Genomic DNA, 24,725 nt, shown 5'->3' on the forward strand with positions numbered 1-24,725 from the left:
CTGTTGAGAATGAATCGTAGTATTCAGGCAGAAGGAACATTTGGCATTTTAAAATGGGATAAATCCTACAAAAGATTATTTCGAAGAGGTGAGAAAAACGCAATTCTTGAACTCACACTGATTTCTTGTGGTTTTAATCTTTATAAATATCATAATAAAAAGCAGAGAAACAAGTTGGCTGCATAAAATCCAAGAACTATACTCATAGCTTTATTAAGTGCACGCTTTTTTATGGAAAAATCAATCATTATCATAAATAATAGGTAAAAAAACGAAGAATCACCAGAACCGGCATCTGTCGGAACTGGCGATTCTTAATTAAAGACTTATTTTACAGCCCCTTTTTACATGTCATATGGAAAGTCGACAGATATATATTATCCTTTAGCTTTCTTATTAGTTAAGAACAAAACCGGAATGAGTAATACCAAGCTCAGAACCAAGGCTAACATAAAACCATCGTGGTAAGCAGTGGTCATGAGCGGAATTGTTGGTGCTTTACCCTGGATTGAAAGGCTGACAACGGTTGCTAGTACCGCTGAGCCAAACGCACCACCAATATTTTGCATGAGGCGAGTTCCGACACTGGCCTGGGCAATTTCTTGTTTGACCATACCGGTGTATGCATCCGTCATCATTGGAATGGTGATACCCCCGACTCCCATACCCCGGACAAACAAGACAATGCTCACGATAATAAGTGAAGATGCCTCCCCAAAGAAAACAAATGGAATAGTGCCGGCGATGGTTAATACCAAACTTACCAAGACAACATTACGTGCACCCAATTTATCAGTTAGCCTGCCGATCAAGGGGCGGGCAACTAACATACCAATACCTTGTGGAATCAGGATCAATCCGGTATTCAGAACTGAGAAGCCCTTAATGTTTTGTAAGAACAAAGGTAATAACAACATTGGGCCGTTGGTGGCAATCCCTGCAAGAAACAAACCGGCCATGACGGCGCTGAAATTTTTCATCTTAAATAAATGTAATGGGAGAATTGCTTGTTCCTTTCTGATAGCAGCGTAAATCATGTAAATGACCAGAATTGCGGCACCGGCAGCAACATAACCGATAGTCGTGCTGTTGTTAAATGTAGCATTCTTCGCGGCTTTAGTAATCCCATAAATCAAGGCGGCTGAACTGGCGCCCAATAAAATAATGCCAATGAAGTCGAATTTAGCTTTAATATTGACCGGCGTGAAGTCAGGCAGCTTCAAAATCATTAAAACAATGGCAATAATACCAATTGGAACGTTGACAAAGAAAATGTAACGCCATGACATGAATTGGACAATCACGGCGCCAATAACCGGGCCAAGGATTGGGCCCAGGATCATTGGGATACCAACAGTCGACATCATACGTCCCATTCGGTCCCTTCCGGCAATTTCAACACACAAAGTAGTCACCAAGGTCATAATAAAGCCGGCACCGAAACCTTGAACAATCCGGAAAATAATCAATGAATTGATATTCCAGCTAAATCCCGAAGCAATTGAAGCAGCTAAAAATACTATATTGGCACCTGTCATTAACCATTTACCATTAAAACGCTGAACTGCCCAGCCAACAAGGGGCACTGAAATTGCCATGGATAACACATACCCCGTAATTACCCATTGAATTAAATCAAGTCCGATACTGAAATCATTACTCAAGTGCTTGATGGCAATGTTGACCATTGTTGAATCAAGCAGTGGCATAATTGCTCCAAGGACTAAAATCCAGGCAATGTTCATGACGCTCTTTGGAATCGGCTCAAGTTCCGGAGCTTTTTCATTCTTACTCATCTTAAATAAATCCTCCTTATTATGTCTAACGCTCGTGTCCATCTTTCTTCACTTTACAAAGCGCTGCATTTCGTTTAGAATGAAAGCATAAACTGTAACGCAGCGTGCGAGTCAAGGGCTTTTTGAAAAATATTTGAGATTATTATATAGGCTTACCTAACAGCCGGAAAGAAGAATGAAAGATGAAAAGTGTAAATGAAGTGTGCAAGCTCTCCGGTGTAAGCCGCCGCACCTTACAATATTATGATGAAATCGGATTATTACCGCCCAGTTCGGTGAAAAAATCAGGCTACCGCCAATATGATGACGAGAATTTGCGCCGATTGTGGAGTATTCTCTTTTATAAAGAGCTTGGCGTTTCCCTTGGTGACATTCGATTGATGCTTGAAAACCCAAAGGATATGGAAAAAGAGTTATTGCGGCACCATAAACAAGTTCTTTTAGAAAAACAATCCCAATTGCAAAAGTTGATTCAGTCAGTTGACCGTATATTGAATGACAATTTTGATATTTCAATGCTTAGGGATTTTGATAAAAATAGAATTGAGATAATAAAGAAAAAATACTTAAACGAAATCCAGGCAATAATGGGAAGCGGGTTTTTTCTTCCGTTAATAAAAAGCGACTTAGTTTCCCAAAATAAATCCTTTGTAGAAAATGCCTCGAAAATAATGAGCAAGGATTTGGATAAGCTTATTGCTCTTTGCAGTGATGTTATCCAAAAGTTCAATAAAGCAATGGAGGATGGTCCGGACAGTTTGACAGCAAAAGAAGCGGTTGCTATGTATAGGGAATTTTTAAATGTATTTATACCATGCGATGACAAAGCATTTCGCAATATCGGACAGGCATACCTGGATCACAAAATTGAGCTGGATAGTAAAGTACCAGGACTTGCGGAATTTGTAAATGCGGCTATCAGGCATATCTATCCATAATTAGAAGGTGTTATTCCAAGGGTAGTAAAATACATTGTCCTTTTAAAAATAGGTACTTCTCTGTTTTCTGATGGAGTACCTTTTTTTAATGCCTAATATAGCAAAATTATGATAAAAGCAAAAAAAATATGATATTATTGCACTTGCAAAAATGATACGCTATCCCTATAAACAAGGAGGATGTGCTTTATGAGAATCAAAAAAATAAGATTACTTGCCATAGCGGCAGCAATCCTGGTAGCGGCAATCGTTCCGGCAGAATACTTTATTACCGATGTACAAGGCAGAACAACAGAAAAAGCGGCAGATTCAAAGGGATATTCGCTGGTATGGAGCGATGACTTCTCAGGAAATACCCTGGATGCCTCCAAATGGAATTATGAGCTGCATGAACCGGGTTGGGTTAACAATGAATTGCAGAGCTATACCGATTCCTCTGATAATGTATATGTAAAGGATGGAAATCTTGTAATTCAGCCGATAAAAACAGAGAATGCCGTGACAGGGAATACCACCTATACCTCCGGAAGAATTAATACCCGGAATAAAGCGGATTTTAAATACGGAAAGATTGAGGTTAAGGCAAAACTGCCAAAGGGGCAGGGTATCTGGCCTGCAATCTGGATGATGCCGGCCAGGGAAGAACTGTACGGCGGGTGGCCGAAATGCGGAGAGCTTGATATCATGGAGCTTTTAGGCAATGACCCGGCCAAGGTTTATCAGACGCTGCATTACAGTAAAACCGGTAGTGATGTACAGAGCCAGGGAACTAAAATTCTGTCTTCCGGCGATTTTTCCGATGCCTATCATGTATTTTCCATGGAATGGGAGCCTGAAAAAATCAGCTTTTATGTAGATGGGAAATTGACAAAGACAGAGACAAAATGGTATACCAGTACGGATGGTGTTGGAACCATTACCTATCCTGCCCCCTTTGATCAGGAGTTTTATATGATCTTAAATGTTGCAGTTGGGGGAAACTGGCCGGGAAATCCAAATGCTGACACCGATTTTTCTAAGGCAAAAATGCTGGTGGACTACGTAAAGGTATATCAGAAGCCTTCCTATGATGAAAATGTAGTTTTGAAGGAAGCAGCCGTGACTTTAAGAGAGCCGGATGCAGATGGCAATTACATCATAAACAGTGATTTTTCCAATGCAGAAGCAATGGATGATACCGACAGCTGGTTTCTCAAGACACAGAGCGGCGGTGATGCTGCTGCTTCCATCGCAGAGCATGTCATGACGGTCTCATTAAAGAGTGAAGGAACTGTAGATTATGCCGTTCAGGCGATGCAGGCAGGAATTCCGCTATCCAAAGGCGGAAAGTATCAGCTTACCTTTGAAGCCAAAGCGGATGCGGATCGGGCCATGCTATTAAGACTTGATGGGCCGGACTTAAACTATACAAAATACGTAGAGGATCAGACGGTTTATTTAACCATCAACTATCAGACCTATACCTATGACTTTACCATGAACGCCGATACAGATGAGAACAGCCGATTGGAATTTAACCTTGGCGCTCAGAAATCCGGCAATCCAACGGCTGCAGTACAGCTTAAACATGTGCGTCTGGTGAAAACAGGACAGCTTGATGTTGCGAAACCGGTAAAAACCTCCTTGCCAAATGGTAACTATGTATACAATGGTACTTTTGATCAGGGGGCAAACCGTCTGGAATATTGGAAAATCAGTGCGAACAAGGTAAATGCATCTATAACGGTTACCAATACAGACTATGTCAGAAAATTAAAGGTACAGGTTCCTGCTGCATCAGAGAAGCTTTCTGCATCGGAGAAGCAGGGGGATGTTATAGTAGAGCAAAACGGTCTTGCCTTAAAAGCGGGAGAATCCTATGTTCTGACTTTTGATGCCCGGGCTGGAAAAGCAAAAGAAATTCAGGCAGCGGTTGCCGGAAAACCCTTTACGGCAAAATTATCCGCACAAACAAAGCACTTTAAGTTTAAATTTTCTGCTTCCTCCGGCCTGAAAGCAAACACAGCAGCCTTAAAATTTCTGTTAGGAAAAGAAGGCACCGTTTACATTGATAATGTGCGGATTGAAAAGGTTACATTGTCTGGTAAAGAGATGGTTCAAAACGGAAGCTTCATGGAAGGTCTGAAGGACTGGTCTCCTTATGTTGACAGCAGTGCGGCCGCAGTCTATACGGCAGAAAACGGCAGGATTACGTTTAATATCACCAATCCGGGAAGTCAGAACTGGCACATTCAGTTAAAGCAGAGCGGTCTCTTTTTCGATAAGGGAAAAACCTATCAAGTAAAAGCTGTCTTCAAGTCCGGCGCTGACCGGAAGGTTGAGCTTGCCCTGATGGGAAATGCCTCAAAAAATTATGCGTATTACGGCGGCGAAAGCATCGTTCTCACTGCGGAGAAAGAATATAATTATACCGGCACCTTTACTATGAACGGGGACAGTGATACCTCCGGCGATCTGGTATTCTCCTTCGGTAAGACAGGCGGCACAGAAACACCTGCCGGAACGGTAGAGCTGACCGGTGTCAGCGTGATTGAAATAAAGTAACAGAAAAAGGCTGCAGTCAAACGGTTATTCGATTTCCAGAATATTGTTTGACTGCAGCCTTCCTTTAAAAATATCAAGCAGGATAAGACCCTCCTGCAGCTTAGGATGGATCTGTCCCTCCGCTCCAGCTTTTTCGGTAATATTTATCCCGGTATTTTTTCGGTGACAAGCCAACCTCTTTCTCAAAGATCTGGGTAAAATGGCTTTGAGAGGAATAAGAGAGATAGTTGGCGATATCCGCAATGTAATAATCGGAATACTTTAATAAATTTTTAGCCTTCTCCATTTTCTTTTCACGGATATATTCATGGATGGAAATGCCGACTTCCTCCAAAAACAGCTTGGACAGATAACATTCTGATAAGCCCAGGTAGCCGGCCAGATCCTTTAAGGTGATTCTGCTATGAATATTACTATAAATATAATCGATACACCGTACAATATGCTTGGAAAAGATATTATGTCTTTGCAACAACTGCATTTTCCCCGTAAAATCATAACACATCGACTGGTGCAAATCGGCTATCCCGTCTCTGCTCTGGCATTTATCCATTTTCTGAATATAAAAGTCACTGAGGCAGTAGGCCTTCTCCGCTTCCATACCGCCATCGATACAATACCGCGTAATCATGGCAGCAGTAACTACAAAATGATATCTTATATTCTGCAGTGAATTATCCGATAAAAGTCCCATCCCTTCGGACTGAAGGAATACCTGGCGGATGCAGTTTTCCGCCACATAAATAAGGTTCCCCTCTTTGACGGCGTTATAAAATGACAATTCCTCCTCTAAAGGCCGGTGCGCCGCAGGTATTTCATGCCGGGTAAATTCAAGGTGATTCCATTCCCTGTCCAGACCCATTAAACAATGCTCTCCCTTCGACTGTCATTCCATTTCCACTGCATCAACCACCCAAAGAAGCTCACAATGTTCAAGCAGTTTTAAGGGTGTGTCAGCTACATTACCTCTGCATAATTTAATTATACATATCTAAATATAGGAAGTCAATTAATAGCTTTTCCGAAAAAGGCAGTACTCTCTTTATTGACAAAAATACATTTTTGATTTAGTATAACGGATAAAGGGTCATATGACTGACGGATGTGGATAACCACAAGGGAGTATGACAGAAAGAGCCGACCGTCTGGGCAAGTAGTCCGGATAGTCGGCCCTTTTTTAGCTATCATTTATTATCCGGATTGAAATTTAAAAATGGCAGAGTAGATAATTGTGGGTTATGGGCCCGGGAAACGGAGAGTTGGTCTCGGGAGGGAAGCTTTCATATAGGTGTATGCCGTATGAAAGCTGCCGTACAATTATCGCATCTCGCTGCTGCATATTGGAACGATACCTCCTTTATGTGGCGATGAATTTTGCCATATTTAAGGAGGTTTTTTTGAAAATATGGTAAATTTAATACTTTGCTATTTACTTTCACATGATGCCAGGACCTAATGTACAGACTAATAACGCTGCATAGAACGGAAAGAGCCTATAAAGGAGAATAGTAATGGCTATAGATAAAGCTAAGATTGAAGAACACATACGAGGCCTTTTATTGGCCTTGGGAGAAAATCCTGCCCGTGAAGGGCTTTTGGAAACTCCTGCCCGGGTTGCAAGAATGTGTGAAGAAAGATTTGAAGGAATAAATTATACAAACGATGAAATTGCAGGGATGTTTAACAAAAGCTTTGAAGACGGCTTATATCAGCCGGAAAACAGCCAGGATATTGTAATGGTGAGGGATATAGATATATTCAGCTGCTGTGAGCACCATCTTGCGCTAATGTATGATATGAAAGTGACCGTAGCTTACATTCCCAATGGAAAAATAGTAGGACTGAGCAAAATTGCAAGGATAGCGGATATGGTAAGCAAAAGGCTGCAGCTCCAGGAGCGGATTGGTTCGGATATTGCTGAAATCTTGCAGAAGGCTGCTCAGACAGAGGATGTTGCCGTCATCATCGAAGGCCGGCATGCCTGTATGACGGCCAGAGGCATTAAAAGCACAAATGCGGTTACAATGACAACAACTTCCCGCGGAAGGTTCAATACGGACCGGAGCATAGCGGATAAACTTACAACTCTGTATCATAAGAACCTATCACTATAAACTGAGCAGAAGGGATAGTTACAGCGAAACCAGCAAATGAAATATGGAATTATAAAGACTGCTGTAAGGGCTAAGGCGCAACAGGCGTCAGAGAATGAGCTATGAAAATCTCTTATGCAATCGGGCAGTAACAGCTTTATTAAAAGGAGGCTATTTATATGATAAATGAAGAAATGAACATAGCAGACAGGGTATGGAAATGGGGAAAACAGACCTACATTATGGGCATATTAAATGTAACACCGGATTCATTTTCGGATGGCGGAAAATATTTTGATCCTGCTTCTGCCTTAAAACATGCCGTTCAAATGGCAGAAGAAGGTGCAGACATCATTGATGTGGGAGGAGAAGCTACAAGGCCGGGATTTGCTGTGCCGATATCGGCCGATGAAGAGATAAAAAGAATTATCCCCATCATTCAAAGGCTTTCAAAAGAAATTGAGCTGCCAATATCCATTGATACCTATAAAGCCAAAACAGCAGAGATTGCAGTTGAAGCCGGCGCTCATATGATAAATGATATATGGGGACTGAAAAAAGACCCCGAAATGGCCGATGCCGTGGCTTCCTGCAAAGTACCCGTCTGTATTATGCATAACAGAGCCAATACGGAATACGAAAACCTGATGGAAGATATTTTGTCCGAATTGGGAGAAAGCATTGAGCTGGCTATAAAGGCAGGGGTAAAGGATGAAAATATAATCCTGGATCCAGGGATAGGTTTCGGGAAGACCTGGGAACAGAATCTGACAGTAATGAGGAACCTGGATATGCTGAAAAAACTCGGCTATCCTATTCTGCTTGGAGCGTCAAGGAAAAATTTCATCGGAAAGACCCTTGAACTTGAGATAAATGACAGGCTGGAAGGAACCTTGGCTGTTACATCAATCGGAATTATGAAGGGTGCAGATATCGTGAGAGTCCACGATGTGCTGCAAAATACCAGGGCGGCAGTAATGACAGACCGTATCGTGAGGTGATTGCAATGGACAGAATAATGATTGAGGATTTGCAGGTGTATGCCTACCATGGAGTGGCACCGGCAGAAAAATCAAACGGACAGATGTTTTTGGTCTCCCTTTGGATGGATGTGAATCTGGAAAGGGCGGCAAAAAGCGATGATGTAAAAGATACCGTGAGCTACGCGGATATATGCGCTGATGTTCAAAAAGTGATGCAGCTTAAAAAGTACAATTTAATTGAGTCTGCGGCCATGAACGTAATAGAGTATCTATTCAGGACATACCCCAGTATTACAAAAATTCGTATTTTATTGAAAAAGCCCTGGGCACCTATGGGACATCATCTTAAATTTGCGGCTGTGGAACTGGAGCGCCAGAGGAGTGAAAGAAATGAGTGATAATTTTGTTACAGCCTATATCGGGTTGGGTTCAAACATCGGCAACAGGGAGGAAAATCTCACCAAGGCATTAGAGATGCTCAGAAGTACTGCGGGCATCAGGGTTACTGCAGTCTCTGTCTATATCAATACTGCTCCTGTGGGCTATACGGAGCAGCCGGATTTTCTGAATACGGTTGCAGAGGTAAAAACATCTCTTACAGCTTATGAGCTGCTGGCTGTCTGTGGTGATATTGAGAAAAAGTTAAAAAGGGAGCGCCTCATCCATTGGGGCCCGCGCACTATTGATTTGGATATTTTATTATTTGGAAACCTTGTTTTGAATAATGAGTTGCTAACCCTTCCCCATCCAAGGATGCTTGAAAGAGAATTTGTGCTGAAGCCCTTGAATGAAATAGCACCGGAAGCTCTGCATCCCCTATGTAACAAGAGCATAGGGGAGCTGTATTATGATTTCATGCTTAAGTGTAATTCCTTTAGCTAAAATTAAAACGCTCTTTGCTAATAATTTTTTATAAACAGCTGAACCACATAAGTACCATGCGCCAGAAGTGAACCAGAGCATGGTCTTTTTATGCAATACAATACTACGAACAAAAGGCAGAGCACTGTTTTTGAAACATTTTTAAACACTTACATGGAAAACAGAAATAAACTATTATATATCAAGCACAAATACACTATAATAAATGTTGCATAAAATTACTAATCTTTTACAGTATGTATTTACTATTACGATAGTTGGTGATATACTATTGAAAAATTACAAAAGAGAGGACGATTATTATGAAACACAAAATGTTTGCACTACTAACTGTATTTGCACTTACCATTTTGTTTCCTACAGCATCCTATGCTGCTGAACCAAAAGATGTCCCGAAAGACTCCCAAATTATTCAAATCAAGAATTATAATGTAGAAACCAATCTAGACATGCTTATTAAGATGGCAATTACTGAGTCAAAGGAACGTGTGTCAAAGATGAGGTCAGTTACCCCTGAAAATAATGAGATTCAGGTTGTACAAAAGCTCTCAGAAAAATCTTATCAAAATGGAGACAGTGTTACAGATTATGTTGCCGATACATTTCTTTTACTTGATAAAAATGGAGAAAAAATAACTGCGACTAACATAGCATCTTATGAGGATTATTTGGATGGATATGGAACATGCTATATATCAGCAAGAGTTTATTACTCAACTAAGATCACAGATGGTTTTAATAGTATCAGAATATCTACTATGACTGTAACGCCTTATAGTGATTATAATTATGCTGTAACAAGCATGAGATATGGCATAATAGGTCGTTGGAACGCTTCGGATTCAAATTATTTAGATACAACAAAAACGGTTACCAACCCAAGTAATACGTCTTATTCAACATCCAATCCTAGCCAAACCTATTATTATGATAAGAATTTCGGGGCAGCACATGATGCTGGAGTGGATATGGTTTATATCAATGGAACATGGAGAAACATGGATTTATATTTCTTTGGGTTTGGTCATATTTAAGGAGGAATTAAATGCGCAGGCTTAAAATATCATGTTTATTATTTTTGTGTCTTGCCTGCCTGACAGCCTGCAGTAGAAGCAACGAAACAGACAATCTATGGCTTCCCATAAAAGGGCTTAGCTGGGGTATGGATAAAGAAAAAGTTACATCTTTGCTGGAAGGTAATGGGGTTACACTTCAGCAAGAGAAAGGAACTGTTCCAAATCGATATATCCTGAGTAAGGTGCAAACCTGCTGGGGCTTCAAAGGTACTGTAAAACTGGACTTTAAGAGTTTTTCAGAGGGGGGCACCGCTTACCTGACTGCATTTGGATTTTATCCTGAGGAAGCTGAAGAATACACCCTTTCAAAGAAGTTATCAAAAGCTTTTGGCGTAGAAAGCTCTTCTCCCGGTAATGCTGCAAAGGACTTGCAGTGGGAAAGCAAAGCGACACTTTCAGACATTGCGGATAAAGATGTCAGACAGAGGGCACGGGACTTAATTGAAGTAATCTGGGGGAATATTCCTTTTAAGGAGACAACTTCGGAAATGTCCCGTCCACTCGTAACAGCACAGTACACCCCCTCAGAGCAGGCCAATATTAAGAGCAGTATTTATTTAAGAGGTGAACGTGCCTCAGTAGCAGTCTTTGCAAAAGATGATAATATAAGCAGCGCAATCGACAGGAGTTCAGCCAAATAGTCAGTACAGAAAAAACTTTATGGTTTTTTAAAGGTGTTCGAATCATGATATCAACTATCTCTAAAAATAATGGAAGCTTCTTTTACAGGGCTTCCATTATCTTTGTCCCAGAATTTGCTTGGGTACTTTTAGTTCCATCACTATCTTATAACATAAAGTTTTATCAAAGAAACCTACAATAAATTATATGTAATCGTTTTTCTCCCATGTCCCAGTGTTTCTTTTATATAGCCTATATTATAATTAACTAAGACAGTTTATTGGATAAACTTTTGACACATTATTCCCTGTCGTGGTATAGTAAAGTCAATGCATAGACGCTGCTAGGATCACACGCAACCTCGCTATTTCGTGCATAAAAAGAGAGGACAATCCGGCGGCTTAAAAATATACTTTACTTATAAGGAGAAATGATTAAATGGAATGGATTGACCGGTTAAATGAGGCAATAAACTATATTGAAGAACATATAACAGAAGAAATCAGTTATGAGCAGCTAGCCCAAATAGCTTTCTGCTCGCCATATCACTTTCAAAGAATGTTTGCTTATATGGCAAATATTCCACTGTCTGAATATATTCGCCGGAGACGGATGTCCTTAGCAGCAGTTGACCTGCAAAACAAGGAAGAAAAAATCATAGATATTGCCTTTAAATATGGTTATACCTCTCCGACTGCATTTAACCGGGCTTTTCAAAGTGTTCATGGTATTGCGCCATCATCAGTCAGGAAAGAAGGAACTTCCATAAAAGCTTTTCCTCCGATTAGTTTCAAAATCACAATAAAAGGAGTGGAAGAAATGAAGTACAGAATTGAAGCAAAAGAAGCCTTCCGTATCGTTGGAATCTCACAGCCGTTATATAAGGAAATTGAAAAGAACTTTGAAATTGTACCGCAAATGTGGCAAAATGCCGCAATGGATGGAACCGTTCCGAAACTGGTATCCCTGATGGATAGTGCACCCAAGGGAATTTTGGGAATTAGCATCTGTAACGACCAGGAGGATTGGAAATATTTTATCGCTGCTGCAAGCACAAAGGCAATTGATAATACCTTGGAAGAATATACGGTTCCGCCTTTTACCTGGGCTATATTTTCCGGTGAGGGCCAGTGTCCCCAGGCAATACAGGAGCTGGAACAGCGCATTGTAACAGAATGGCTTCCTACCTCCGGATATGAATACGATAATGGTCCGGATATCGAAGTCTACTTAAATACCGACCCGCAAAATGCCCAGTACGAAGTATGGATACCTGTTACAAAAAAATAATATATCTTGTTGGGGACTTACCTGCCACAAAATGCGAAACATATGGGTATATTGTTATCTGACCAGAGTTTGTCTGCAAACTGCTTATGCCGGGGTGGCAGAACGGTGCAATGAATCTTCAGACATGCCCTAATAAGAAAATAGCTTGCGAAGTAGTTTTACTCCGCAAGCTATTTGCATGTCCAGGAAAGCTCCTGCAGCATCCATTCATCCATCAGCACCATTGGTGCCCCGGTCTTTCGAGCAGCATCCAATAATTGTTGAGCCTTCCGCAGCGTACAGCATACCCCTCTTTCAAAAAATCCATAAAATACCTCTGAAGAAAAATCCTGAAGTCTTTTAACAAAGTCATTACAAAAGCAAGTGCGCCAATCCCTGTAAAGCCATGGGTTACCATAATCTTCTTAAAAATCTTTTCCATAACCTACCCTTTTTTGATTGTTTTTCTTAAATAACATTTAATAATCTTCATAGAAACGTAACGTGCATTTCCCGGCAAAAAGAATATAATAGATTTGTTAGCAGGGAAGCTCTTCAGAAAATAATAAAATGAAATTGGGAGGAAATGAAATTGAAACGAAACATTGGCCTTAGAAAGGCTGCCTTATTTGGATTAATATGCGCTTCTGTTGTATTCTGCAATATGAGTAATACAAAACAGGCAAACGCATCCACCGTCAACCCGGTGAGCACTCCGGCTGTCACAAGCGGCACCCAGTCGGAGAAAAGCTCTAACCTTTATCCCATACATGTTGTAAAAGATGGTAACGACCTTTATGGCTATATTGATGAAACAGGCTCTGTTGTTATAAAGCCTTCCTACGCCGGGGCTGGAAACTTCTCGGAGGGTTTAGCCGTTGTTAATAAGGATGAAACCTTTCTGGTAATCAATACAAAGGGAAAAGTCATCTTAAGGTCCAAAAATTATATCAACGATTTTCATAATGGTCTTGCTTCTTTCAGCGACAGCAAAACCTATAACTATGGATACATCAACAAAGAAGGCAAGGTCGTACTGAAAGCAGCTTATAATTTTGCAGGAAACTTTGGCAAGGACCATACCGCAATCGTATCAAAATCAGGTAAATACTACCGCATCAACAGTAAGGGTAAGATTCTGAATACCTATTCCTTACCTACCAAGAATGCCTATTATGATATGACCGATGACGGCTATGCTATTTATAACAGCACCAGCACCTTCCTGAAAGGTGTGAAGGATATTAACGGAAAGACCATTCTGAAAACAAATTACAGCGAAATTACATACCTTGGAAATGGGTTGTTCGGTGTTAAAAAGAAACTGGCCGCTGATGAAGGTTATCTAGTTTCCGTGAAGCCTTCTGCTATCTTTGACAAGAGCGGAAAACAGCTGACACCTTTTAAATATTACGACCTCAGCGGCTATAACAATAACTATGCTTCCTTTACCGACAGCAAATATACCTATCTGATTGATAAAAAGGGTAATGTCCTTTCCTCCTTCCCCAAACAGGAAGGCCGCGGAACATTGACTGTCCTTGGTGATGTGGTTCAGGCAGATATTGATAATAAGATATCTTATTTTAAGATGGACGGTACCTCTGTCTGGAAAAATGCGGAGACAACAGCCCTTCCCTCCGGCATCACAGTTCAGTCCGTAAAGGTTAAGCCGAACAAATATGTTGTAGTCTATTATCCAAAGCTGGAAGGCCTCGCTGATACCAGTGTTCAAAAGATCATTAATAATAAGCTGGAAAGACTGTTTACCGCTGACAGGATGAAGCTGACCCTAAAGGATAATCTGATGGTAGATGATAACTTTTCCGTAGAGCAGATCAAGGACCTCCTGATCATCCGCAAGACCGGATATGATGATTACTTTGGTTCTGCCCATGGGACGCCCCTCCTTTTTTACTACTTTATAGATACCAAGACCGGTACCTTCTACCAGTTCAAGGACCTTTTTAAGAAGGACAGTAAATACATCAAAACTCTGGACAATATTGCACGCAAACAAATGAAAGAACAGGAAAAGAAGGATGGCATGTCCTATAATAATGTTGATGGTACCTATGTTACCGAGAAGCAGTTCTTCTATCTCAGCAAGGATACCCTGACACTTTATTTTGACTCCGGAGCCATTGCCCCTTATGCCGCAGGCTTTCCCCAGTTTAATATACCTTTCTCCGATATTGACAATCTCATCAATAAGGACGGTGCCTTCTGGAAATCCTTCCAGGAATAAGCACCCAAAAGTATTTATTTATATAATAGCTTTTTCCACTCCTACAATACAAAAAAAGACGCCTGGCTGGCAGTTTCTAACTGCCTGGACCCAGGCGTTTTTCCTTTGTAACTTTTATATTTATTTATAGAACTATCTCTATCCTTTCATCACTTGGAATAATACACAAGCCGGTTTCACAGCTCTCCGCTTTTCCGCCTTTGACCTCCTTCACCCTTTCAATATGATGGAGTATGAACTTCGGCTTCTTCTCCAGGGAAGATACCTGTAAGGTAAGGATATTTCCTTCTTTCTCAGCCCTGGCTGTAAGAACAGTCTTTCCTTTTATGTCCGGCACATTTGCTCCTGTGCTGCACCCGTCTTTTAACTGGTACAGGTGGAAAACCGTTCCGTCGGCATAATCATAATCCGGAAGCCTTGTCTGGCTTCCTCTTGCCAGCAGCGTATTCTCCCTGACATAAAGGGGAAGACCGAAATAATCATAAGTATCCGTATACCAGCTTCCGCCTTCTCTTATTTCATCCGTTAAAAGACTTACCCACTTTCCTTCCGGCAGATAATAGGATACCCTTCCTTCCTCATGAAAGATTGGTGCAACCAGAAGGGACTTACCAAGCATATACTGCATATCCTGCCAGCTCATGCCCGGTTCCTTGGGATATTCCAAAATCATGGGACGCATGACCGGAATACCAGTCTCATGTGCATTAACAGCCATTTCATAGATATAGGGCATTAACTGGCACTTAAGGTTTGTAAAGTACCGCAGTACATCACAGGCTTCCTCATCAAACAACCAGGGCACCCGGTAACTGCCGGAGCCATGGAGTCTGCTGTGGGTGGAAAGCAGGCCGAACTGCACCCACCTTTTATACAAATCCGGCGTTGCCGTCTGTTCAAAGCCTGAAATGTCATGGCTCCAGAAAGAAAATCCGGACATGGTGATGGAAAGCCCGCCTCTTAGTGTTTCTGCCATGGAAGCATAGCTGGCAGAGCAGTCTCCTCCCCAATGCACCGGGAACTGCTGGCAGCCGGCTGTTGCACTTCTTGCAAACAACACGGCCTCCTGCTCTCCCTTTTCCCTTTTTAAAAGCTCAAATACGGCTTTGTTGTATAAATAGGTATAGTAATTATGCATGGATTTGGGATTGGAGCCATCATAATAAGCCACATCAATGGGGATACGTTCCGCAAAATCTGTTTTAAAGCAGTCCACTCCGGCATCCAGCAGTGTCTTTAGCTTATCCGTATACCATTTCGCTGCTTCCGGATTGGTAAAGTCAACAATTGCCATTCCCGGCTGCCAAAAATCAACCTGCTTGACACCCTTTCCATCTGCCCGCTTTAAGAAATAGCCTCTGTCTGCGCCTTCCCGAAAGAATTCCGTGCCCTGGGCAATATAGGGATTAATCCATACGCAGATTTTCACCTTCTTTTCTTCCTTGTAGCGCTTTAGCATGGCAGGGACGTCATGAAAGACGGCCTCATCCCATTCAAAGTCACACAGATGAAGGCTCCTCATCCAGTAGCAGTCGAAATGGAAGACCCGAAGGGGAATATCCCTCTCAGCCATTCCGTCTATGAAATGGCTGGTGGTAGTTTCATCATAGCTGGTAGTAAAAGAGGTGGTAAGCCACAGGCCAAAGCTCCAGGCCGGGGGAAGTGCCGGTCTTCCGGTAAGCTCCGTATAGTGCTCCAGTACCTGGGTCAGCCCAGGTCCATAGATGAAATGATACCGAAGCTCTTCCCCTTCCACGGAAAATCCTACATATTCCACCTTTTCACTTGCTACCTCAAAAGAGACATTGGAAGAATGGTCCACAAAAATGCCGTATCCTTCATTTGTCATGTAAAAAGGAATATTCTTATAGGCTATCTGGGAGGAGGTTCCCCCATCTTCATTCCAGCAGTTTATCACCTGGCCGTTTTTTACAAAGGCGGTAAATTGTTCCCCAAAGCCATAAACACATTCTCCGGGGCGCAGGGACAATTCTGTCATCATGTAGGGTGTGTAAAGGGATGCCAGGTAATTTTCTTCCGGAAACATGGTAGCCGGTTTCTTGTCATAGCGGATATATCCAAGATTACGGAATCCGCAGGAAGTAATTACACGTCCCTCTGCTTCAAACTGGTAACAAAAGTCCTTCCGGTTGACACGGACCGATACCTTTCCGGCTGTCATAACTGCTTCGCTGTCGGTAATGCTGACCTCAACCGGAGAGGAAGCTTTCTTCAGCTCAAACCTCGGCTCTTTTTCTTCGTAGGCCTCATAGTGGCTGGCCTTTACCAGAATATCATTCTCACGGTAAGAAACAAAATCGATGGTAATGGTAGAGATATTCATGGCATCCGCCCTGCTGTAAATCGGACGTTCTGCTGCAACAATACGCATTCCGTTTTCGATTTTTACTACCAGAAAGCCCTGGGAAGCATAAGAAGCCTCAATTCTCTCACTCCTGAGCCAGTACCCTTCTGTAAACTTCATGATGATTTCCTCCTGCCTAAAGTTTATTGTGCTCCGTCAATTGTCTTCCATTGCTCTTCAATAGAAGCGCAGGTAGCGTCTTTATCCGCTGTCTTTGATATATAGGACTGCATTAATTCACCGAATACCTGGTGCCAGCTGTCGGTGGAATAGCATACACCAAGAGGTGCTGCACCAACGGTTGATTCCAATTCACTGCCCTGCTTAATGATATCAAAATTGCTTTCTGCTTTTGTTGTTACCGGAGGTACTACTCCTGCTACATCTGTAAACCAGCTGATTCCATAATCAGAGGTATACCACCAGTTAACGAAATCAAGAGTTGCCTGTAAGGCTTTGGAATCCTTGTATACATGAAGCGCCTGGTCGGAGCCTGATATTACCTGGCACTGGCTGGCATCCTCGGTAACAGGATATCCGTTAAAACCGATCTTGATGTCCGGATTAATGGCTTTTACATCGCCTTCAATCCATGCACCCTGGCCTACTACCATAGCAGCCTTTCCGCTGGCAAAGGCAGATTCTTCATTTTCCAGTGCGGTTTCCAGAGGCTTTTTGTCCCCGTATTTTACAGTTAAATCAATAAAGTCAAAGAAGTTATTGTATAATTCCGGATAATCCTTTACCTTTGCTTTTCCTTCTTCAAAGGATTTTACCAAAGAAGCAACATCGGTTCCGGCACCCTTGGCTGCCGCTGCCAGGAAGTGCTGCCATACATGCTTAAATACCCACCATTCGCTGTAGCCTGTTGTAAATGGTGTATAGCCTGCTGCAGAAAGCTTTTCACAAGCGGTCTTCATAGCGGATACGGTGGCTGGGAACTCTTTGATTCCTGCTTTATCAAAAATATCCTTGTTATAAATCATACCAAAATAATTTCCCTTAATTGCAATTCCATAAAGGCCCTTGCCCTCTTCCGTTGATTTCATGGAAGAAGCAACAGCAGGAAGTATAGTCTTTGCAAGAGGCTGGTCCGTCAAATCATAGGACCATTCCCTGTATACATCAATTTCCTTTCCTGATGTAGAAGAGAAAATATCCGGTACATCTCCTGAATTCAATTTAGCTTTTAAAAGGGTCGGATAATCATTCTGTGTGGTTTCATAATTAATGGTAACATTGGGTGCAACCTTCTTATATTCCTCAATCAGTGTATTGATGGAATCTGCATATTCCGGTGAACTGATGAATATGTTAATTTCCGCCTTCTCGGATTTATCCGGTGCTGTTGTGGCGGCCCCTTTTGTCGCCTCCGCTTCTTTGGTCGGTGTCTCGCCGGATGTGTCCGACGGCTTATTGGTCTTTCCGCAGCCGCCAAGCAGACCCACAACCATAATGCCGCAAAGTAACATGCTTATAATCTTTCTCCTCATAAAATACCTCCTATAGAAAATGTATTTGCCATGATAGGCATGGTGCCTATATAAATTTCATGCATCGCTGCACAAAATGAATATCAGGAATCTCTAGTCCCAGCATGCCGCTTCTGCTCGCTGATGTGGAACTTCCATAAATCAATGGGTAAAATATATTATAATTCACCGACAAATCTTCCGTTTCTACATAACCACAGGCAATTTGCACAAAATAGAAAGAATGAATGCGCCTATGGAAATGTATTAGAAGTCCTTTTCTCTGAAGATTTTGTGCTATATCATCAAACAGATTGTTTGAGTTCACTAAGTGCACTCAAGCGTAGCGAGTTATCTGTTTGATGATATGTCCAGCACAAAATCTTCAGAGAATTAGGACTTCTTATACATTGTAATCGAAGCATTCATGCTTTCTATTTTGTGCAAATTGCCGACCCCTTGTGAAAAACTAACCTTTTGCCAAACCGTTCATAATATATCCCCCCTTAGCCTTTTACCGCTCCTGCCACAACCCCTTCCACAATGTATTTTTGCAGCAGTATAAAAATTATAATGGACGGCACTACGGCAAGTACCATTGCAGTCATGGCATAATGCCATTTGGTATTCATCTGGCCGATAAAGGTATATGCCGCCAAGACCAAAGTTTTTGTCTTATTATCACTGTTTACCATAAGAAGAGGAAGTAAAAAGTCATTCCAAATCCACATCACATCCAGGACGATAACGGTCACAGTTACGGACTTCAGCAAGGGAAAGATAACCGATGCAAAGGTTCTTGTGGTAGATGCTCCGTCAATTTTGGCGCTCTCATCCAATTCATTTGGTATGGTCTTCATAAAGTTATAGAAGATAAAGGTTGCCATGGGAATACCAAAGCCCCAATACTGAATGCCAAGGCCAATCTTGCTCCCTGAAAGATGAATCACTGTCATGGTCTTTAACAGAGTTATCATAATTGTCTGAAAGGGAATCAGCATTGGTGTAATAATTAAAAAGTGCACTATTCTCGTATATCGGTTTCTCCTTCGGTCCAAAATATAAGCGGTGGAGGCGGAGAAGAAAACAATTCCCAGAATACCGACCACGGTAATCAGTACGTTGTTAAAAAACAGGTGTGCATAATCTATCTTATCAATAACATAGGTATAGTTTTCAATGGCAAGCTTGCTGGGAAGAGCAATGGCGTCCGAAACAATTTCCCCAAAGGGCTTAAAGGAATTCATAAACATTAAAAATACCGGGTAAATATATATAATGGCAAGCACTGCTATCAGGAAAAGAAATGTAGCATGAAAGAGTCTTCGTTTTGTTTTTGCATGCATTAGCTTTCCACCTCCCTGCTGCTGAATATCTTTAACACAACTTGTGTAATAATCAGTACAAATAAGAAATAGATAATGGATTCCGCTGAGCCGAGGCCGTAATGGTTACTTTGGAAGGCTTCCTTATAAATCTGCAAAGCCACACTGTAGGTAGCTCCTCCGGGGCCTCCCTTGGTCAGGGCTAAAATAATATCAAACACTTTCAGCGCATTGGTCAGGGACATAAAGATACAGGTTGTTATGGAAGGTCCGAGCAGAGGTAAGGTCACATGGAAAAAACGCTTCCTGCCGGATGCCCCGTCAACAGTAGCCGCTTCCAGCACATCCTTGGGTACTGCCTGGAGCCCTGCAATATATAAAACAATATAAAATCCAAGGGATTGCCAGACTCCCACCAGGGCAACGGAGTAAAATGCAAGCTTTGGATCTCCAAGCCAGCTGTAATTCCATACTCCCCAGTCCGTCATTTCAAAGAGTCTTGAGAAACCCTGGGTAAAGATAAATTTCCAGATAAAACCGACAATGGTCATACTCATGATATAGGGTATGAAGAACACTCCCCGGACCACATTGACCAGGCGGAATTTCTTTGTCAGGGCCACTGCCAGGGCAATTGCAATGACATTGGATAAGATAACAAACACAAGAGTATATTTTCCGGTAAAAATCAATGCTTTCCGAAACTCCATGCTTTCTGAAAATATCGTCTTAAAATTTTGCAGACCGATAAAGGTTGGTTCCTTGGCAATTCCATTCCATTCAGTCAGCGAATAGTATCCGCTCATGATAAACGGAATATACAGCATTAAAGAAACGAGGATTACGGAAGGAACTGTATATAAAATATTCTCCAGTGCTTCTTTTCTTTTTCTTTTTGATGCGAACATTACTCTCACCCTTTCTGATTCATTTTGCATATTTTTTTTGTCTATTTCATTATATATGAGTTATATTGCATAAAAAATAGAAAATCAAGAACAAACATAGGTAAAATAGTGAACAAATCAAATTGACAAATTGTCTTTTTTTCAGTGTTATTGTATGATACCATTAGGGGTATTATTAAAGGGAGGTTACTATGAGGTATAAAAAACGCTTGTTTCAATTTCTAAACCGTATTCCATTATGGACTCAGTTGTTTGTCATGACAATCTTTGTCATCTCTATAACCATTCTTGTAATATTGGTCAACAATTATTCAAGAAACCGAAATACGATACTAAAAACAGAGGTAACGACCTCCAACCAGCTGCTGAACCTGGAAACTGAAAATCTGGAGAAATATATCCAGGACCTTGTCTATTTTTCCGTACAGCCCTGCTATGATACCAGATTAAGTCAGATATTGAGCCTGACGGCTCCCATTGATGTCTGGCAGAAGAGCTATATGAAAAATCAGATACGCGCTTATTATTATTCCCGAAATGACCTGATTTCTTACAACATTTATCTTATACACCAAAAAATAGAATTCAGGCGCAATGCAAAGGCACAGAAAATAGCCGACGCTTCCCAGCTGAGCGCTTCCGATAGAGAGGTCTTTTCCCAATGTGAGAAGGGGGATAATGTTGTCATTCTTCCGTCGGATTCCGATAAGGCTTTTATTGATTTTTATCACAGCATCATCCGTATCAAGGACCGGAAACCAATTGCCATTGTTAATTTCACAGTAGACAAGACCTACGTGGATTCCATTAACCGAAACCATAATAACAACGGAGAATTTATCTGCATCCTGAACAAGGACAACCGCCTGCTCTACAGCGGAAATACCGGCCGGATAAACGCCGGCTCCCAGAGTCTCCTGACGGAAATTGAAGAAAAGGCCGGACGGGAATATTCCATTATGTCAGTGGAAAATGAGCCCTTTATTGTAACGACCAGTGAAAGCGATGCCTACCACTTAAAGCTGGTTTCCTTTACTCCCCTGTCAGTGGTGGATACCGCAATCAACCGCTCTTTTCAAATCAGCTTTCTGATGGGGGTAATTGTCTGGGGAATTGCAGTCTTACTGATAACCATCCTGATCCGCCTGACTACCAATCCGCTTTCCACCCTGGCCCGTAATCTGAGAAATGTCGGCAACGGTGACTTTACTTCCACTGTTGATATTGGCGGAAACCGGGAAATTGCAAACCTGTCCTATGACTTTAACTATATGACAAAGCACATTGACGAGCTGATTAAGAAGAACTATATCTCTGAAATCAATGAAAAAACCTCCAGGCTCATTGCCCTGGAAGCCCAGTTAAATCCTCATTTTCTGTACAACACCCTTCAGGTAATATCCACGGAGGCTTTAATCAATGACCAGCCGCGCATTCACCTTATGATTACTTCTCTGGCAAGTATTTTAAGATATACCATTAAAGGCGGTGATTTTGTCAGTCTCTTTTCGGAGATGGAGTATGTAAACCACTATATCCTCCTTCAGAAAATGCGCCTGGAGGAAAAATTAAATGTTTTCATTGAAAATGACGAAACAGGTATGGACATACTGATTCCCAAAATAAGTATTCAGACCCTGGTAGAAAACTCCATTCTTCACGGCATGGGGAAAAATGGGGATGCCATCCATATCTCCATTACCGCAAGGCTTCAGGAGGAATTTTTATCCGTGACGGTAGCGGATGACGGCTGCGGTATTTCACCTGATTATCTTTCAACACTTAAGGAGGAATTTGATAAAAACACAATTTCCCATGGTAATTCAGGAATTGGCCTGATCAACCTGAACAGCCGGCTGAAGCTTCTTTATTCCGGCAAGGCAAACATTCAGATTTCCAGTGAAGAGGGAAGCTACACTTCCATTACCATGTTAATTCCTGCCATAAAGGAGGTTTCCGATGTATAAAGCACTAATTGTTGATGATGAAAAGGCAGTTCAGATAGCTATTGGTAAGCTTGGGAAATGGCACACTTATCATATGGACCCACCTTCCCTTGCATCCAATGGAAAGGAAGGCTTATATGCCATGCGGGAACTGCGCCCGGATATTGTTTTTGTAGATATGCAGATGCCGGTAATGAACGGCATTGAATTTTTAAAAAGTGCCAAAGAGGAATTTCCTGACGCGAAGTATATTGTAATCAGCGGGTATGATGACTTTTACTATGCCCAGAATTCCATTAAATTAGGGGCAATTGATTATATCTTAAAGCCCATTGTGGAAGAAGAATTGAACACCTCCATTAAGAAGGCCCTGCACCTTCTTAATCCAAGTATGGATTTTACGAAAACAGAGGAGGAGCAGAGCATTTCTGCCGGTGAAGTGGCTGCCATTATTAAGGATTATATTGATAAAAACTACAGCCAAAACTTAAAGCTCTCTTATTTTTCCGATAAATATTATTTTTCAAAGGAATACCTGTCCAAAATATTTAAAGCAAATTATGAAATCGGAATCTATGAATATGTGCTTCAAGTCCGTATGGAACGGGCAAAAGAACTGCTTCTGGATGAGTCTTTAAAAATCCAGTGGATATCCGACCGTCTTGGTTATACTGACAGCAATTACTTTAGTAAGGCCTTTCGCAATTACTATGGAATTACTCCATCACAATTCCGTAAAAATTAGCGAAATCCTAGCAATTATCCTCCATATGTTCATTGCCCCATTCACATAAGCATTCCAGGACCGGCATCAGGGTCAGACCTCTTTCTGACAGGGCATACTCTACTTTTGGAGGAACCTGTGCGTATTCTTTACGTATAATTAAATTATCACGTTCCAGTTCCTTCAACTGGGTACTGAGCATTTTATGGGTAATCGTTCCAAGGGAGCGTTTTAGCTCACCATACCGTAAAATATGGTTTTTCCATAGCCAAAATAAAATATGCATTTTCCATTTGCCGTCAATCAAAGACATGGCATAGGCAAAGGGCTTAACATTTACCTCATTATTCATTGTCAATGCTCTCCTTCTGGATAGTAACTCACTAAAAAGTGCATACTTGCCGTTAATCTCATATTAATTTATCATATAGAAAGAAAATTTTCAAGGAGGCTATCACTATGAGAAAAGAAATTGACGTATTCGATTATGCAAAGGATATTATGAAAGCAGTCAGTAACGGTGTTTTATTGACCACTAAGACAGAGGAAAAAGTAAACTCTATGACCATTTCCTGGGGTACCCTTGGAATTGAATGGTCCAAACCAATCTTCACTGTTTTCGTCAGAGAAAATCGCTTTACAAAACAACAGCTCGAAAAAAATCCTGAATTCACCATCAATATCCCCTATGGTTCTTATAATAAAAAAATACTGGGATTTTGCGGAACGAAATCCGGCCACGAAACGGATAAAATAGGAGAACTGGGCCTGACCCTTGAGACCCCCGATAAAATTTCCGTTCCCGCTATTAAGGAATTGCCCTTAACTCTTGAGTGCAGGGTCGTATACAAGCAGAAACAGGCTGAAAATGAAGTTACGGAAGAAAACAGAAAGGCCTTTTATCCTCAGGATGTCGACAGCTCCTTTCACGGTGCAAACAAGGATTATCATACCGCTTTTTATGGTGAGATCGTCAGTGCTTACATTATTGAATAATAAGTCCTGAAATTCCTTTCGTTCATGAGGTTGTTGCAAAAAGAAGAATACCAGTTAATGAATGAATAAATGAGTTTATGCACATGCCTGGTATAAGACTTCTTTTTGGTAACAGCCTTTTTACATTGCAACCGAAACAAGCTATGCACTTCCATTGCGATGTCTATCACTTCTATTCAGCTCTGAAAGGTAAATATTTTTCGCACTGATTCATACAATTAAGATAGGCTTGACAGTTGTTATTGTGATAAACTTTAAGAAAAGTTTTTCGCAAAGGAGTATTTTACTGATGACAAGAGCTGAGAGAAGACAATTAAAAAAATCCGAGGGGAATCCTCTGGTTGAATTTTTAAAAGTACAGAAACATTTTTACAAAGACCTCTGGAGTGATTTTGCCGGAGTTCATGACCCAAGACATTCCAGCTACATCGACTACTCAAGTGATGTCATGCTAACTATGCCACTGATGAAAAATATTTGTGATATAAGAAGTATGCAGGAGATGTCTTCCACTTTTAATACGGAAGAATGCATAGCCA

General features: G+C 41.4%; 23 protein-coding genes and 2 riboswitches. Of the genes, 15 read left to right on the forward strand and 8 right to left on the reverse strand.

Features of this window, described 5'->3' with window-relative positions:
• A partial coding sequence (locus BUB77_RS28145) for a transposase (RefSeq protein ID WP_073279418.1) occupies nt 1-186 on the forward strand: 186 nt, incomplete at its 5' end.
• A gap of 191 nt (nt 187-377) precedes the next feature.
• Here the strand turns inward: BUB77_RS28145 and BUB77_RS28150 are convergent.
• Complete coding sequence (locus BUB77_RS28150; RefSeq protein WP_073280492.1) at nt 378-1,796, reverse strand: MDR family MFS transporter; 1,419 nt, start codon at nt 1,794-1,796, stop codon at nt 378-380.
• 182 nt (nt 1,797-1,978) lie between these two features.
• Here BUB77_RS28150 and BUB77_RS28155 point away from each other — a divergent pair, with 182 nt between their 5' ends.
• Nucleotides 1,979-2,734: a MerR family transcriptional regulator gene (locus BUB77_RS28155; RefSeq protein ID WP_073280493.1), complete on the forward strand. Its 756-nt coding sequence runs from the start codon at nt 1,979-1,981 to the stop codon at nt 2,732-2,734.
• Between the two features lie 189 nt (nt 2,735-2,923).
• A complete protein-coding gene (locus tag BUB77_RS28160) occupies nt 2,924-5,278 on the forward strand; it encodes a carbohydrate binding domain-containing protein (protein ID WP_073280494.1) in 2,355 nt (784 codons plus the stop codon).
• Nucleotides 5,279-5,378: 100 nt separating this feature from the next.
• Here BUB77_RS28160 and BUB77_RS28165 read toward each other — a convergent pair whose 3' ends face one another.
• Nucleotides 5,379-6,140 carry a helix-turn-helix domain-containing protein gene (locus BUB77_RS28165; RefSeq protein ID WP_073280495.1) on the reverse strand — a complete coding sequence of 254 codons (762 nt, stop codon included), beginning with the start codon at nt 6,138-6,140 and terminating at the stop codon, nt 5,379-5,381.
• Nucleotides 6,141-6,359: 219 nt separating this feature from the next.
• A riboswitch (ZMP/ZTP riboswitch) is annotated at nt 6,360-6,436 on the forward strand.
• A 57-nt stretch (nt 6,437-6,493) separates the two neighbouring features.
• Nucleotides 6,494-6,613: riboswitch (THF riboswitch) on the forward strand.
• A gap of 176 nt (nt 6,614-6,789) precedes the next feature.
• Here BUB77_RS28165 and folE point away from each other — a divergent pair.
• The 7 genes from folE (at nt 6,790) to BUB77_RS28200 (ending at nt 12,223) form a co-directional block, all read left to right on the forward strand.
• Nucleotides 6,790-7,392, forward strand: a complete 603-nt coding sequence (gene folE / locus BUB77_RS28170; RefSeq protein WP_073280496.1) for a GTP cyclohydrolase I FolE — start codon at nt 6,790-6,792, stop codon at nt 7,390-7,392.
• Between the two features lie 158 nt (nt 7,393-7,550).
• Complete coding sequence (gene folP / locus BUB77_RS28175) at nt 7,551-8,372, forward strand: dihydropteroate synthase (protein WP_242962608.1); 822 nt, start codon at nt 7,551-7,553, stop codon at nt 8,370-8,372.
• Between the two features lie 5 nt (nt 8,373-8,377).
• Nucleotides 8,378-8,752, forward strand: coding sequence for a dihydroneopterin aldolase (gene folB / locus BUB77_RS28180; RefSeq protein ID WP_073280497.1), 375 nt, complete (start codon nt 8,378-8,380; stop codon nt 8,750-8,752).
• Entirely contained in the window at nt 8,745-9,236 is a 492-nt protein-coding gene (folK, locus tag BUB77_RS28185) for a 2-amino-4-hydroxy-6-hydroxymethyldihydropteridine diphosphokinase (protein ID WP_073280498.1), read from the forward strand. Before folB ends, folK begins: the two co-directional genes overlap by 8 nt.
• Nucleotides 9,237-9,538: 302 nt before the next feature.
• Nucleotides 9,539-10,270 carry a hypothetical protein gene (locus BUB77_RS28190; protein WP_073280499.1) on the forward strand — a complete coding sequence of 244 codons (732 nt, stop codon included), beginning with the start codon at nt 9,539-9,541 and terminating at the stop codon, nt 10,268-10,270.
• 11 nt (nt 10,271-10,281) lie between these two features.
• Nucleotides 10,282-10,953 (forward strand): hypothetical protein, encoded by a 672-nt coding sequence (locus BUB77_RS28195; RefSeq protein ID WP_073280500.1) that lies wholly within the window; start codon nt 10,282-10,284, stop codon nt 10,951-10,953.
• 418 nt (nt 10,954-11,371) lie between these two features.
• Nucleotides 11,372-12,223, forward strand: coding sequence for an AraC family transcriptional regulator (locus tag BUB77_RS28200; protein ID WP_073280501.1), 852 nt, complete (start codon nt 11,372-11,374; stop codon nt 12,221-12,223).
• 214 nt (nt 12,224-12,437) lie between these two features.
• Here the strand turns inward: BUB77_RS28200 and BUB77_RS28205 are convergent, their stop codons facing one another.
• Nucleotides 12,438-12,644 (reverse strand): hypothetical protein, encoded by a 207-nt coding sequence (locus BUB77_RS28205; protein WP_073280502.1) that lies wholly within the window; start codon nt 12,642-12,644, stop codon nt 12,438-12,440.
• Between the two features lie 150 nt (nt 12,645-12,794).
• On the opposite strand from BUB77_RS28205, the gene BUB77_RS28210 reads away from it, so the two are divergent.
• Nucleotides 12,795-14,450, forward strand: coding sequence for a WG repeat-containing protein (locus tag BUB77_RS28210; protein ID WP_073280503.1), 1,656 nt, complete (start codon nt 12,795-12,797; stop codon nt 14,448-14,450).
• A 124-nt stretch (nt 14,451-14,574) separates the two neighbouring features.
• On the opposite strand, the gene yicI is transcribed toward BUB77_RS28210, so the two are convergent.
• The 4 genes from yicI to BUB77_RS28230 all read right to left on the reverse strand — a co-directional run bounded on the left by yicI (nt 14,575) and on the right by BUB77_RS28230 (nt 20,520).
• Nucleotides 14,575-16,935: an alpha-xylosidase gene (yicI, locus tag BUB77_RS28215; RefSeq protein ID WP_073280504.1), complete on the reverse strand. Its 2,361-nt coding sequence runs from the start codon at nt 16,933-16,935 to the stop codon at nt 14,575-14,577.
• A 23-nt stretch (nt 16,936-16,958) separates the two neighbouring features.
• Nucleotides 16,959-18,308: an ABC transporter substrate-binding protein gene (locus BUB77_RS28220; protein ID WP_073280505.1), complete on the reverse strand. Its 1,350-nt coding sequence runs from the start codon at nt 18,306-18,308 to the stop codon at nt 16,959-16,961.
• Nucleotides 18,309-18,793: 485 nt separating this feature from the next.
• Nucleotides 18,794-19,633 carry a carbohydrate ABC transporter permease gene (locus BUB77_RS28225; RefSeq protein WP_073280506.1) on the reverse strand — a complete coding sequence of 280 codons (840 nt, stop codon included), beginning with the start codon at nt 19,631-19,633 and terminating at the stop codon, nt 18,794-18,796.
• Nucleotides 19,633-20,520 (reverse strand): carbohydrate ABC transporter permease, encoded by an 888-nt coding sequence (locus BUB77_RS28230; protein ID WP_073280507.1) that lies wholly within the window; start codon nt 20,518-20,520, stop codon nt 19,633-19,635. The genes BUB77_RS28225 and BUB77_RS28230 overlap by 1 nt, the downstream gene beginning before the upstream one ends.
• Before the next feature lie 191 nt (nt 20,521-20,711).
• On the opposite strand from BUB77_RS28230, the gene BUB77_RS28235 reads away from it, so the two are divergent.
• Entirely contained in the window at nt 20,712-22,487 is a 1,776-nt protein-coding gene (locus BUB77_RS28235; protein WP_073280508.1) for a sensor histidine kinase, read from the forward strand.
• Nucleotides 22,480-23,211, forward strand: coding sequence for a response regulator transcription factor (locus BUB77_RS28240; protein ID WP_073280509.1), 732 nt, complete (start codon nt 22,480-22,482; stop codon nt 23,209-23,211). Before BUB77_RS28235 ends, BUB77_RS28240 begins: the two co-directional genes overlap by 8 nt.
• Nucleotides 23,212-23,218: 7 nt before the next feature.
• Here BUB77_RS28240 and BUB77_RS28245 read toward each other — a convergent pair whose 3' ends face one another.
• The gene (locus BUB77_RS28245; protein ID WP_073280510.1) at nt 23,219-23,542 is read right to left on the reverse strand and encodes a winged helix-turn-helix transcriptional regulator; all 324 of its coding nucleotides are present in this window, start codon (nt 23,540-23,542) and stop codon (nt 23,219-23,221) included.
• A gap of 107 nt (nt 23,543-23,649) precedes the next feature.
• On the opposite strand from BUB77_RS28245, the gene BUB77_RS28250 reads away from it, so the two are divergent.
• Both BUB77_RS28250 and BUB77_RS28255 read left to right on the forward strand, forming a co-directional pair.
• The gene (locus tag BUB77_RS28250) at nt 23,650-24,186 is read left to right on the forward strand and encodes a flavin reductase family protein (RefSeq protein ID WP_073280511.1); all 537 of its coding nucleotides are present in this window, start codon (nt 23,650-23,652) and stop codon (nt 24,184-24,186) included.
• A gap of 289 nt (nt 24,187-24,475) precedes the next feature.
• The coding region (locus BUB77_RS28255; RefSeq protein WP_139241326.1) for a transposase family protein at nt 24,476-24,725 on the forward strand (250 nt) is incomplete at its 3' end.

Origin of the sequence: Anaerocolumna jejuensis DSM 15929 (assembly GCF_900142215.1) — a bacterium.
GTDB lineage: Bacteria > Bacillota > Clostridia > Lachnospirales > Lachnospiraceae > Anaerocolumna > Anaerocolumna jejuensis.

Excerpts from the sequence above, each read along its gene's own strand:
- BUB77_RS28150 (WP_073280492.1), bottom strand. The coding sequence starts at position 1,796 with ATGAGTAAGAATGAAAAAGCTCCGGAACTTGAGCCGATTCCAAAGAGC.
- BUB77_RS28165 (WP_073280495.1), bottom strand. The coding sequence starts at position 6,140 with ATGGGTCTGGACAGGGAATGGAATCACCTTGAATTTACCCGGCATGAA.
- BUB77_RS28200 (WP_073280501.1), top strand. The coding sequence starts at position 11,372 with ATGGAATGGATTGACCGGTTAAATGAGGCAATAAACTATATTGAAGAA.
- folE (WP_073280496.1), top strand. The coding sequence starts at position 6,790 with ATGGCTATAGATAAAGCTAAGATTGAAGAACACATACGAGGCCTTTTA.
- BUB77_RS28190 (WP_073280499.1), top strand. The coding sequence starts at position 9,539 with ATGAAACACAAAATGTTTGCACTACTAACTGTATTTGCACTTACCATT.
- BUB77_RS28155 (WP_073280493.1), top strand. The coding sequence starts at position 1,979 with ATGAAAAGTGTAAATGAAGTGTGCAAGCTCTCCGGTGTAAGCCGCCGC.
- yicI (WP_073280504.1), bottom strand. The coding sequence starts at position 16,935 with ATGAAGTTTACAGAAGGGTACTGGCTCAGGAGTGAGAGAATTGAGGCT.
- BUB77_RS28230 (WP_073280507.1), bottom strand. The coding sequence starts at position 20,520 with ATGTTCGCATCAAAAAGAAAAAGAAAAGAAGCACTGGAGAATATTTTA.
- BUB77_RS28245 (WP_073280510.1), bottom strand. The coding sequence starts at position 23,542 with ATGAATAATGAGGTAAATGTTAAGCCCTTTGCCTATGCCATGTCTTTG.
- BUB77_RS28250 (WP_073280511.1), top strand. The coding sequence starts at position 23,650 with ATGAGAAAAGAAATTGACGTATTCGATTATGCAAAGGATATTATGAAA.
- BUB77_RS28220 (WP_073280505.1), bottom strand. The coding sequence starts at position 18,308 with ATGAGGAGAAAGATTATAAGCATGTTACTTTGCGGCATTATGGTTGTG.
- BUB77_RS28160 (WP_073280494.1), top strand. The coding sequence starts at position 2,924 with ATGAGAATCAAAAAAATAAGATTACTTGCCATAGCGGCAGCAATCCTG.
- folP (WP_242962608.1), top strand. The coding sequence starts at position 7,551 with ATGATAAATGAAGAAATGAACATAGCAGACAGGGTATGGAAATGGGGA.
- BUB77_RS28195 (WP_073280500.1), top strand. The coding sequence starts at position 10,282 with ATGCGCAGGCTTAAAATATCATGTTTATTATTTTTGTGTCTTGCCTGC.
- BUB77_RS28225 (WP_073280506.1), bottom strand. The coding sequence starts at position 19,633 with ATGCATGCAAAAACAAAACGAAGACTCTTTCATGCTACATTTCTTTTC.
- folB (WP_073280497.1), top strand. The coding sequence starts at position 8,378 with ATGGACAGAATAATGATTGAGGATTTGCAGGTGTATGCCTACCATGGA.
- BUB77_RS28240 (WP_073280509.1), top strand. The coding sequence starts at position 22,480 with ATGTATAAAGCACTAATTGTTGATGATGAAAAGGCAGTTCAGATAGCT.
- BUB77_RS28235 (WP_073280508.1), top strand. The coding sequence starts at position 20,712 with ATGAGGTATAAAAAACGCTTGTTTCAATTTCTAAACCGTATTCCATTA.
- BUB77_RS28205 (WP_073280502.1), bottom strand. The coding sequence starts at position 12,644 with ATGGAAAAGATTTTTAAGAAGATTATGGTAACCCATGGCTTTACAGGG.
- folK (WP_073280498.1), top strand. The coding sequence starts at position 8,745 with ATGAGTGATAATTTTGTTACAGCCTATATCGGGTTGGGTTCAAACATC.